This is a genomic window from Pseudonocardia sp. N23 (assembly GCF_002583555.1).
Classification (GTDB): Bacteria; Actinomycetota; Actinomycetes; order Mycobacteriales; family Pseudonocardiaceae; genus Pseudonocardia.
The window spans coordinates 99,947-100,736 of sequence record NZ_BEGX01000106.1; the positions used below are offsets into that span (position 1 = coordinate 99,947).

Consider the following 790-nt stretch of genomic DNA (forward strand, 5'->3'; position numbering starts at 1 on the left):
GTCGGCCGCCTACGCGATGCGCTGGGTGGCGAAGAACGTCGTCGCCGCGGGCCTGGCCGACCGGATCGAGGTCCAGGTCGCCTACGCCATCGGCAAGGCCGCACCCGTGGGCCTGTTCGTGGAGACCTTCGGCACCGAGCACGTCGACCCGGCCCGCATCCAGGCCGCCATCGACGAGGTCTTCGACCTGCGCCCGGCCGCGATCGTCCGCGACCTCGACCTGCTGCGCCCCATCTACGCGCAGACCGCCGCGTACGGCCACTTCGGCCGTACCGACGTCGATCTGCCGTGGGAGTCGACGTCGCGCGCCGACGCGTTGAAGTCGGCCGCCGGGGCGTGAGCTTCGCCGACCGGGCGGGCCGGGTCGCGGTCCGCCGCGGCGACGACCCGCCCGACCTGGGCGGGTACCCCTCGGTGCGGTTCATCGCGCCGGGGTCGATGACGGCGGGCCGGTTCGGCCTGTTCGAGTACCGGATGGCGCCGTCGAGCCCGGGCCCCGGTCCGCACGTGCACGCGACGTTCTCCGAGTCGTTCTACGTGCTCTCCGGTGAGCTGACGATCTTCGACGGCGAGCACTGGGCGCCGTACCGGCCAGGCGACTACGTGCACGTCGGGGAGACCGGGGTGCACGCGTTCCGCAACGACGCCGACGTCGAGACCGCGTTCCTGATCCTGTTCGCGCCCGGCATCGCGCGGGAGAACTTCTTCACCGAGCTGCGCGCGATCAGGGACCAGGGCCGCGAGCTCGACGACCGGGAGTGGCGTGAGTTCTACGCCCGCCACGACCAGG

Annotated in this window: 2 protein-coding genes; both read left to right on the top strand. The window is 72.5% G+C overall.

The genetic code is table 11. The annotated features are described in order from the left end of the window. A partial coding sequence (locus tag TOK_RS34400; RefSeq protein WP_253258590.1) for a methionine adenosyltransferase domain-containing protein occupies positions 1-340 on the top strand: 340 nt, incomplete at its 5' end. Then, positions 337-790, top strand: a 454-nt coding sequence (locus TOK_RS23620; protein ID WP_098960181.1) for a cupin domain-containing protein, incomplete at its 3' end; no start/stop codon positions are given. The genes TOK_RS34400 and TOK_RS23620, both read left to right, overlap by 4 nt.